Origin of the sequence: Brachyspira pilosicoli (genome assembly GCF_019402445.1) — a bacterium.
In the GTDB taxonomy this organism is placed as follows: domain Bacteria; phylum Spirochaetota; class Brachyspiria; order Brachyspirales; family Brachyspiraceae; genus Brachyspira; species Brachyspira pilosicoli_B.
The window spans coordinates 1-10993 of record NZ_SRZM01000178.1; the positions used below are offsets into that span (position 1 = coordinate 1).

The 10993-nt window shown below is 25.2% G+C and carries 12 protein-coding genes; all 12 read right to left on the reverse strand.

Annotated elements, in window-relative coordinates; all coding sequences use genetic code 11:
• A partial coding sequence (locus E6A48_RS06645) for a hypothetical protein (protein ID WP_219709260.1) occupies positions 1–191 on the reverse strand: 191 nt, incomplete at its 3' end.
• A gap of 129 nt (positions 192–320) precedes the next feature.
• Positions 321–1532: a phage capsid protein gene (locus E6A48_RS06650; RefSeq protein ID WP_219709261.1), complete on the reverse strand. Its 1212-nt coding sequence runs from the start codon at positions 1530–1532 to the stop codon at positions 321–323.
• A gap of 307 nt (positions 1533–1839) precedes the next feature.
• Positions 1840–2115: a hypothetical protein gene (locus E6A48_RS06655; RefSeq protein WP_258018563.1), complete on the reverse strand. Its 276-nt coding sequence runs from the start codon at positions 2113–2115 to the stop codon at positions 1840–1842.
• Complete coding sequence (locus tag E6A48_RS06660; protein WP_258018564.1) at positions 2057–2290, reverse strand: hypothetical protein; 234 nt, start codon at positions 2288–2290, stop codon at positions 2057–2059. The genes E6A48_RS06655 and E6A48_RS06660 overlap by 59 nt, the downstream gene beginning before the upstream one ends.
• A gap of 64 nt (positions 2291–2354) precedes the next feature.
• Positions 2355–2633: a hypothetical protein gene (locus E6A48_RS06665; RefSeq protein ID WP_219709263.1), complete on the reverse strand. Its 279-nt coding sequence runs from the start codon at positions 2631–2633 to the stop codon at positions 2355–2357.
• Positions 2634–2638: 5 nt separating this feature from the next.
• Entirely contained in the window at positions 2639–3103 is a 465-nt protein-coding gene (locus E6A48_RS06670) for a hypothetical protein (RefSeq protein ID WP_219709264.1), read from the reverse strand.
• A gap of 11 nt (positions 3104–3114) precedes the next feature.
• A complete protein-coding gene (locus E6A48_RS06675; RefSeq protein WP_219709265.1) occupies positions 3115–3693 on the reverse strand; it encodes a glycoside hydrolase family 19 protein in 579 nt (192 codons plus the stop codon).
• A 9-nt stretch (positions 3694–3702) separates the two neighbouring features.
• Entirely contained in the window at positions 3703–4305 is a 603-nt protein-coding gene (locus E6A48_RS06680) for a phage tail protein (protein ID WP_219709266.1), read from the reverse strand.
• A 10-nt stretch (positions 4306–4315) separates the two neighbouring features.
• Positions 4316–6709: a phage tail protein gene (locus E6A48_RS06685; RefSeq protein ID WP_219709267.1), complete on the reverse strand. Its 2394-nt coding sequence runs from the start codon at positions 6707–6709 to the stop codon at positions 4316–4318.
• Positions 6710–7059: 350 nt separating this feature from the next.
• Entirely contained in the window at positions 7060–7938 is an 879-nt protein-coding gene (locus E6A48_RS06690) for a phage tail protein (protein ID WP_219709268.1), read from the reverse strand.
• A 238-nt stretch (positions 7939–8176) separates the two neighbouring features.
• Positions 8177–9778, reverse strand: a complete 1602-nt coding sequence (locus E6A48_RS06695) for a hypothetical protein (protein WP_219709269.1) — start codon at positions 9776–9778, stop codon at positions 8177–8179.
• Positions 9775–10575 (reverse strand): hypothetical protein, encoded by an 801-nt coding sequence (locus E6A48_RS06700; protein WP_219709270.1) that lies wholly within the window; start codon positions 10573–10575, stop codon positions 9775–9777. Before E6A48_RS06700 ends, E6A48_RS06695 begins: the two co-directional genes overlap by 4 nt.
• Between the last annotated feature and the right edge of the window lie 418 nt (positions 10576–10993).

The window sequence follows — 10993 nt, forward strand, 5'->3', positions numbered from 1 at the left end:
TCATTATATTTTTTTTCTAATGATATATTTCCAAAATACTTTATAGCTTTAGAATTGCATGCTTTTGTGAGAGCATCTATTTTTGTTTCATAATCATCTTTTTCTATACCCAAAGAATCAAAATATGCTTCTACCTCATCTTTTGTAGTGCATTTTTGCAAATCTTCTTTATTAAAAAGTTTAACTGCCATAAATGCCTCCTAAAATAATTTTTTTATTTATTGTAAATTTTTTACAAAAAATAAATATATTACATATTATTATAGTATATAAAAATTCAAATTATTAACAACTGTATATAAATATAAACATATATATTATTAATCTTTATTTACTGAATGCCTAATCCTAAAATAATCGCATTCTCCTAATAGCCTTAAACTCTTAAAATTCAAATCAAAATATCTCTTCATAAAACTGTCATTTATATTATTGATGATGCCTTCCACAATATCGCTTGCCATAAGTAAGGCGTTTGCTTGAGTGAGGTCAGCTAAATTTTTTGTTGCACCTTTGTTTAAACCTAATGCTTTAATGTCTACTCCCTTATTTTTAAAAAGTGTAGAGAGCATACTATCCCTAAAGCTATACCATTCATTAGCATCTATACTCTCAATCTTCTCTATCTTTCCATATTTTGAAATAAATATTCCGCCGCCGTTATTAACAAAATTTCTTATCTCTCTCTCAACCTCTTTTCTCTTACTGTCATTAAGCTCACAATTTGACACAAAATTAAAACTATGCTCACCTATATTTTTTAAGTTCCTATTAAAACTATTATCCATAGATTCAAGCACCTGCCAAAGCGAATAAGCACTATACAAAAAAGGCTTTCCTATTACATCGCCTGTAACATCTCCATAAGTAGAATAACCTGCTATTGCTAAATCAAAATTTATATTTGTAATAGTAGAATTATTTTTATTTACTATGCTTATAGATTCAATCTCGTCAATGTCCTCTTTTGATAAATTAAAACTATTTATAGAAGAAACATCATAAAACTTAAAACCTCTTAAACCATCAAGCTTACCCTTAAATCCATAATTCTTTGCAGACAAAACTTCTAGCTTCGGAGTAAAAAAACAAAAACCATAAACCAAAGAATTATAAGCAGCATTAACTATTAAACTCTTAAGCCCTCCAGCTCTTTTAAATTGTTTATCTATAAAGTTATAAGCACTTCTTACCTTTGCACTCTCAAAATATTCATCAGTCTTTTCTAATTCATAATTAAAAGAATTAAAAATCCCCCTATAAAATTGAAGTATTGGCTCTAAATAAATAGAGTTCTCCATTCTTTTACAAGTTAAAGCCCACTTGCTTGGAAAAGAAAAATCATCGCTAAAATCTCCTCTATTAGAGTGCAAATCTGGAACTCCATTATAATAATTGTTTGTAGATATTTTATTAAGCTCTTCATTTAGTTTTTCTATCTCTAAAGTCTTATCTTTTAATTTTGTATCATAGCTCTCTATTATTTTCTCTATTACGGTTTGATTGTTTTGAGTATCATTATTCTCAAGCATTTTTTATTCTCCGTTTTTTAATACTTTATAATATATATAAAAAATATAAGTGATTATAAGGAAACATTTGCCGCACGCTAGACAAAATAAAAAATATAATAAAATGAAAATTATAATTTTTATTATGAATAAAATATTTTCAACCGTGCGGAAAGTGTATAGAAAATAACTATATTTTGCCATATAAGTTTTTATTTTATCCAACTTTTTCCCGCAGCAAAAAGTTGCAAAAAGTGCAAGTGTTTTTAGATTTATGTATTATAAATATATATTAAAAATAGTATAATAAATTTAATCTGATGCCTAATCAGTTTGAATTGCTATAATAAAAATAATTACTTCCAACTTGTATATTATACCAATTCTGCCAATGAGAAATTTTGATGGTGGCATCTTTGTAATTTTTTAATAAATCCTTTTTTGTTTTAGCATCTCTTATAATGTATATTGAAGGAGGCGTAGTTAAATCACAAACATTATTATTTATACTATTGCAAGATAAAAAAAATAAATTAATTAATAAACTAATTAAAAGAACTATAAAAATCTTTCTTAATTGTATCAACAATATATTTAGTTTCATTATCCAAAACCTCATTAGTCATTTTGTTAATAAGTGCTGTGCTATTTGAAAAACTTTTTATTATACTAATTTGTTTTTCTTTAAATATTAAATCTTTATATAAAAAAGAATTGCTGTTATTAAGAGAATCTATTTCTATTTTTAAATCATCTATCTTTTTATTTTTACTTTGCAAACTTAAATTTAAAAATAAAATATAAGAGCAAACAATCAATACAAACAAAATTATATAAGTATTTTTATTTGTTAGAATTTTTATTACTGTTATCACCTTTAATATTCCTTATTATCAAACTCAAATCCACCCCATACATCACAGAAGAACATCCTAGCATAAATATTATTATAGATATACTTGCTTCTTTACTAGGTATTGTCTTATTAAAATAAACAACATAGCAATATATTATTATGCCGATTGTAAAAGTAATAAATTTTGTAATAAGGCTTAATTTTTTTCCAATGCCTTTTGAAGAAAATATTTCATCTATCTTTTTATTTAAACTTTTATTATTCATAGCTATCACCCTAACTTATTTGCAAAAAATACTATGCTACCTATAATTGTACTTAATGCAACTATTACAGCTCCAAGTCCTATTATTATATTTTTTATCTTTACTATACTCTTTGTTGTAATGCTGTCTTGTAATACAGATTTTATTTCTTTAATGTCAATTTTAGTTGAAGAGATTTCTTTTTCTATAAAGCTTCTTGTGTTTTGATGCTCTTTTAATATATATTCCAATTCCCCTAATTTAAACTTTATATTATTAATATCCTTATGTATGTCTTTTAAGTTTTCTTTATTTTCATTCATATCTCTATTAAAACATTCAAGCATATTAATAATCCCATTTCCATTTGGAGTTCCGTTATTATTTATGCCTACTATTGTTTCTATTTGAGTTAATCTATTTTCAAAATAGTTTTTTTTATTATAGGTTTTATTATAATTAAATATTTTTTTATCCAAACTATTATTCATAAAATGCCTTTTTATAGATTTTCTATTTTTTTATATCTTTTAATTCTATCTTCTAATCCATTGTATCCGCCGTTAATTTTTTTAGTTACTTTTCTTATATCATCAATACCCAAAAGCCCTCTGTTTATCCAATAACAGCAAGCTACATTAACAGCAATATTTCTATCTAAAAGCCAATCAGGATTATTAACCAAATCAATATTAAGAAGCCTTCCATAATAAATATAATTACTTTTTCCTGTAAGCTGTATTATACCTCTTCCTCTGTATTTATATCCTTCATCAAAATTATTTCCAAGCCTTCCTCCGTATACTCTATTTGCAAGAGCTTCATCTCCTCTAGATAAAATATCTTTTGCCTCTTCAAGAGTATTAAAGTATTTTGGAAAAACTTTTATTAAAACTTCTGGTCTATATTTGAAACTCTCCTCAAGTCTTTTATAACTTAAACTCTCATGACTTGTTTGAGACAAAAACATCTTTATATCTTTTTCTTTTGTAATGTTATAGGCAAGTAAATATTTTTTTAGTACACTCTCCCAAGATAAATCTATATTAAGAGCAGTTAAATATTTTTTTATATCTATCATTATTACACCTCATAATATTTTTTTGTACTGGGCTTTTATGTTAGACCTAGTATCTAGTAAACTATTTAATATACTAATTTGACTTTCATTCAATAAGCCTTGAGAAGCAAAACCATTAAGCACATCGTCTAAAAGTTCGGCTCTGGTATTGTCAAGATTTTGACTATATTGACTTTGCCTTTGCTGTATAATATATTCGTTATACTCTTCTGCTATGATTAAACCATTGTTATATTTCTCTTCTACAGACTTTTCTGTAATATATTTTTTACCGTTTTCTTCTACTATCTTTTTATTTTTATCTAACTCTTCTAGTCCTCTTTCAATCATTACAATATAATCATCTTCATAATTTTTATTGAGTTCTCTAATTATGCCCTCATCTATTATTTCATTGTCTTTAAGAGTTATTATTTTTTCTTTTAGTTGCTCATCTAAACTTTTAACAGAACCGTCCTTATTATAAGCTCTTATGTCCGTTTGGCTAAAATCTTTTATATTCTTATTTTCAAATATAGCCTCATCTTTAGATAATATAATATCATCTTTGTTTATAGCTTCTTTAATATTAGTAATCTTATTATTGTTTTTGTTGTAAATTATAAATAACATTTTATAAATCCTATATTCTTATTCCTTCTATACTTTCTAATATATATATTCTCATTAATCTATTTCTCATTCTAAACTCATTAGCAGTAGTATAAGCACGACTTAAATCTATATCAGCTTTTCCAATATCTGAAGTATTACCTGGATTGAAATTTCCTTCTTGTCTTATTCTTTCCCATACAAATACACCCCAAGCACTTAATCCATATCCTGTATGATATCCCAATCCTCCTGTAATGTTCCTTCCAGCATCTTCCTGAATACCATTGTTTCTTCTGTCGTTAGATAAGCCTCCCTCTGTTCTTAAAATAATACCGTCTCCATTATATACTAAGGACCAAACAGTAGTTATACCATACATATTTTTATACCAAGCAGCAGGAGATTTATTATTATCAAAAGTACCGTTTGATTCTGATACTTGTATAAATTGAGGTGGTATCATATATCTTTTTAGTAATATATTTATTTGATTTTGTAAATTAATATCTTTTTCATTTAAAGCTTCACCTAATTTCTGAACATCAGTAACATTTTTGTAAATAGGATTAAGAGAAGAGTTTTTATCAGGTGTAAGATTTAAAGTAAATATATCATCATGATTTATTTGACTTTCGTCTTGATAAGCTATAATTAAATCAACAGCATTTGTATTTGAAGCATTTTGAGTAAAATAATATTTTACTGCTTTTCCTGTACTTGATATAATTTCGTTTGTATTTGCATAATTTCCTTGTGGTACTAAATTAAAATAATTTGATAATGTATTTGAAAAACTATATGAGGATGTACTAAAAGCTCCTGTAGCAGAACCACTACCAATTATAGCACCAACTAATTTTATAGCCCCATTATTATTTTGAAGATTCAAATAAGATAAAAAATTTGTATTTATATAACTTCCTATTCCTAAAAAATAAGTATCTGTATTTTTTAATTGTCTATTTTTTATATTTAATATAATGTTATACGGTTTATTTTCAAAATCACTTAAATCTGTTTTTGATATAACTAAACTATTTTGTAAAAACTCAAATTGTAGAGAATCACTTATTCCTTCTATAAATATATCGCCATCATTAATAGTCCATTCATCACTAGATACGACTTTCCAAAATACATTTATTATATTTAATACTTCAATACTTTCTATAAAAGTTTCTATACTTTTTATTACTAATGATATTGCTTTTGTTCCGTAAAAAGATTCAATATTAGTTAAATTAGCATTCAATAAATAACTTCCATCTTCTTGCTTTATAATAGATGCAGGATAATCTTTTATACCATCATTAAGCAATAAATTAATAGATTCTGGTATAGTATTTTTAAATTGAGGAAAATCATATTCATCTGTTTTATATAATAAATTAGTTTTAGAATTATCATACAAAATATTGCTTGCTAGATTTGAACCTCCCGTTGGAAGTTTATTTTCTAAATCTACTTTTAGTTTTTCTATGGCAAGCTGAACATTATTTGTATCGCCTCCAAAAGAAGTGTTGCTGTCATCATAAAATATATTAGAAGCTTTTGACAATATTTCTATTTTGTTATCTCTTATTAAATTATTCCATATAGGATTTTCTACATAGTCCAAAACCAAATAAAAAATTCCATTCTTTATTATTATTTGATTTTTATAAAGCTTTTTAATTCCATCAAACCAATTTATTATTTCAATTAGAGGCTTAATAAAATCATATATATCATTTTTTTCACTATAAATAAAATTTTTACTTACTACAAAAAAATTATTTTCACACTCTAAAATATCCCCTGCATTATAATTGCTTCCAATTTCTAAACTCTTAAATGGTGTAAGAAGAGAGCAATTAGATTTTAAATAATAATAAGAATCATCACTTAAAAAATCTTTGTCTACTTTATACAAATAGCCATTGTGTTTTATAATATCATTTATTTTATAATTTATTTTATTATAATAATTTTTTATAGGGTAATCAGTATCAAGACTATTAATCTTTTTTGCTATATAATCAAACATCCAAGAGCTTAATGTTGTATTATAAGCTGTAATGGAATACTCAAATTCTTTATTTAAATGAGCTACTGACAAAAAAATTATACTCTTAAAGTTAATGTCATTTTTTATTAAGTATATTTTATTTTCTTCTACTTCTTGCAATTCTCTAATACAATTAATATCATCTAATAAAACAGGATACACCCTAACACCATTTAAAATAAACTCCATTTCTTCTAAAGCACCATTTATACCGTATCCTATATCAACACAAAATAATCTCTCGCCTTCAAAAACTTTTATCTGACTGTTATCCTCACTTAATTGCAATGAATTATTTATTTTTTCTAATTTAAAACTATTCTCGCTTATCTTGTATTGAAAAGGAGCTTGTAAATTATTTTCATTAAGAAACATATAGATTTACTCCAAATTTTTTATTATGATTGTTTATTATTTACAGATTTGTTTCAAAACATATTGAAAAGAATTAATATAAAAAGCTAGTTCTTTGTGAATCATAGCCAAAATGCAAATATGACAACATATAATTGTTAAGTTGTATATTGAAAATTTTTAAGTTTGTAAAAATCATATTTTTAATTTTAATTATTTGCAGGGCTTCGCCCCACACCCCAGTTCTTTTGCAGCCGCAAAGAACCAAAAAGGCTACATTTTTTATCTTCATGTTTTTTTAATATTAATCTATAACATTTGAACTTTTTATGAATCCTATACGACAAGCTTATAAACTTTTATAGAAACTTTTATTTGTTGCGTACCAAAAAATATAATGTGGCTTTTATACTATTACTACCATTATTCTTTAGAGCCAATACTGGTTTTTTATCTTCCAAAATAGGAAAGCTCATTAAATTTGGAAGCCCGCTGAAATTACCTATTATGTTTTTTTGAAACTCGCCTCCAAAATATTTATAGCTCGCGTAACTTCCAAAATAGCCTATCAAAGGTACACTATCAGAAATATCACTAAAAAGTCCAAATGAAGATAAGCTTATAAGGGCATTAGTGTCCCCTTCAACTATTCCGCATACTTGTAAATACTCTAAATCTTCCCTCCAATTCAATGCCCAATTTTGATTGCCTTCTCCTGTTTTTGTTATAACTTCTTTTAATACGAAAGTAGAATTATTCTGAATGCTTTCTATTTTATTGTTTATATCCTCAATATATGAAGGCACTCCAATAGTTCTTTCAAACATATCATTAAGAACGGCACTTGTTATTGAAGTTGTTATATATCTTCCGCTTGCTATTCTAAATTTTTTACCTGCATAAATTGAGTTTAAAAAATAAGTACCTCTTAAACCTTCTTTGTTAAACCAAAAAACTTCATTTTCTTTAGGCGTGTATTTATCATTTCCAATATCTCCTATTATAGGATTTAAATCTGCTATTTTTTTATTTGTGTTGGGGTCTATTACTTGAAGTATGGAATCATTCAAAAAAGAAAGTGAAGTAGTTAAAAGGCCTGTGCTTACTGCAACATAATCAGCATTTTTGAATGGGCTTAAAAGAGGTATATCGAAATCTAAATCATGAACCTCTTGTAATGCATTCTCATCTGTAAATGGATTATAGGTATTTGCAAGCCCGAAATAATTTAATATAGTTCCTGACGACATAAAATTTCCTTAAGATAAATTTTTTAAAATAATAGAATAATATAATTAATATTGATTACTTGCGGGGACTAGCCCCTTGCGAAGCATGCCCTTAGGGTACGCACCCCCAGTTCTTTTGTTGACACAAAGAACCAAAAAGACTGCATTTAGCTTAAATTTAGATATTATGATATATCTAAAGAATATTATATTAATATACAGAAATAAATTATTAATTAAAGAATTAATAATTTATGAATTAGCTCTCAGAATAGGTTAAAAGACTCTCCAATTTCTTTCTTCGCTCTTCTTGGTCATATAAATAATTAGTGCGTTTTACATTCATCTTTGATAACTCTGCATCAACTGTTAAATGATTGTTTTCAAACTTATAATTAATGCTTCTCACATTCATCTCTACTGTCTTAGAACCACAGTCAAAAAAACATATAAACTTCTCATAAAGTATATTGCTTCTCTCTGATGTTATTATAATATTTCTTTTGTCATATCCTGAAACATCAAATAAAGCAAAACCATTTTTGCAATATTTTCTTTGCGTATACTCTCCGTCTTCAACCTGAAACAATGTACTAACATTACTTTCTTTATCTTCCAAACCATCAGAAAAAAATATAGCTATCTTTGTAATATTATAAACATGATTACAAACATCTTTATAATACTTATCTATATCAGAAAGTTTCACACTGTTTTGCTGTTTGTAATTAGGGTATTTTCTTGTCTCTATTTCATTATCAATATCTATTATATCGCTTGAGTAAACTTCATTTAAATGGCTTTCTATAATTGTGAAATCATTGAAATCTATTATTTTATAAAAATTGTTTGTAGGTTTTAATATACATTCTACACATTCATTTATATTAATATCTGTTAAATTGCAATTTATGTTTTTTAGCTGAACAGTTTCTTTTTTCTCTTGATTGGTTAAAAACTGATAAGCATATTCATAGGCAAGGTCATAATTTTCAAGCTTATAATTAAGTTCAAAAATATCTGTTTTTATACCTATCTCTTTTTCTAATGGTATGGCAGGATATAGTTTATCTGCACCAACTATCTTTGGAAGAGCTCTATAAACTTCTTTAGGCTCTCCATTTTCATCTGTGATGCTGTCTTTCATTTTTATTATATATCTGCTTACTAAATCTGAAGAATCTTCTGTATATTCGCTCTCTGAAAAATGATTATTATGCCAATTAATCTTTTTAGTTGGAATATTAGAAAACTCTTTAAAATAAAATGTATTATTTATATCAACGCCCCAAGAGTAACTTTTTGATATATTCTCTTCTACCTCATCAAGTATATCAGAAACATTCTTTCCGCTAAAAGACATTGTTATTTGTTTGTCATTATTTAAATCAATGTTTTTCTCATCAAAAATTATGCCCATCTCTTCTATTTTTTCTCTAAGAGATAAAACTATATCAAGAACTCCTTTGGTAGATTCTAAAATTAAATCCCCTTGTATATACTGATGAAGAAGCCTTCCCCATATAGGTATAACTGTAACATTTAAACCAGAATTATCAATGCTTTCAATATAGCCAACAAACTTTTTATTGCCATTTAAAAAATATTCTACTTTGTCATTTATATTTATATTGTCTAATGGAATATTAAAACTTATTTTGCCAGAACTTCCGCCTCTTTTATTTAAATTAAACTCATAGGCCTTGTAAAAATTTTCTGTATATATTATCTCTCTTTCTCTATAATATTTATTATTATAGTAGGGAATTATTTTTATATAGCTTCCTATTTCTTCAAATTTTTTATACTCACTTGGAGGAATTTTGTATATACCGCTTAAAAAATGATAAGGCATAATCATATTAAAACACCCCTTCTATATCTTATATAAGCATTTGTGCAAGTTTGATTGGTGTCTAAATAAAATACATTATCCCCAACATTAAGCTCTGGTCTTATACCTTTATAATCATATATAATGCCATTTACTTTTAAAACTTCACCGTTAAAATCAACTATGCATCTCTCAGAATTTATATTTTTTATGTTTGCCTCTATTCCAAAGTTTTGCTTGTTTGCAAATAAGAAATATAATTCATCTCCAATTATATTATTAAATTCTAAACTAAATGAAACAGCAGTAGGCACCAAACTCAAAGATTTATAATATATATCTTGTTTACTTTCATTTGTAATGTTTAATTTGTAAGTGTCTTCTTTTTGCCTTAAAAAAGTTTTATCTAAAGATTCAAGAGAAATATTTATAACACCTAAATTATTTATATATTTTACAGTATATCCTCCAACAGAAGTCATTATATATTCTGCCTCATAAATCTCATTTTCAAACTCTATTCTTATAAAATATCTATTTGAGTTATTTGAAAGAATCATAGTTGTATATTTTGTATATTGAGATTCTATTTTTACCCATTTTCCTAAATTATCTTTATATTCAAAAATAGGTATTGCAAAATCAAGTTTTCTTCCTGATGATATTATCCCTATACCAGATTTTATTGATGTGTATTTATTGCCTTCTATTGTTTTTAAGTCTAGTTTTATATCTGATAATTTTATCTGTGAACTTAAATCTATTAAATCCAAAATTTCTTCATTATGCCCATTTCTTACAATTAACTTAAAATTATATGACATATTCTCTCCAGATATGTTATTTTCTTATATAATCTATGTATAAAATATAAGTGATTATAAGAATTGTTGATAAACTGTTAATAAGTGCATAATAATTATCAACTTACTAACTAAATTTTAAAATAAATTTTTTATAAATTTTATTTTTGAATTTATGAAATTTAGGAAATTAAATATTTGTTTATAATAAATAACTTATCAACATGTTATAAAAGATTTTTTTTAGTTTCTTCTTATATATAAAAGTTATCAACATATTAACGCTATAATAATAACAATAAATTTTTAAAATTTAAAATATATTATATTAATATAGTATCTCTATCCAATACTTTATAAATTGAATTCAAATTTTATAAATTTAATAATTGAATTCATTTATAAATTATGTTGATAAGTTGTTTATAATGTTGATAAG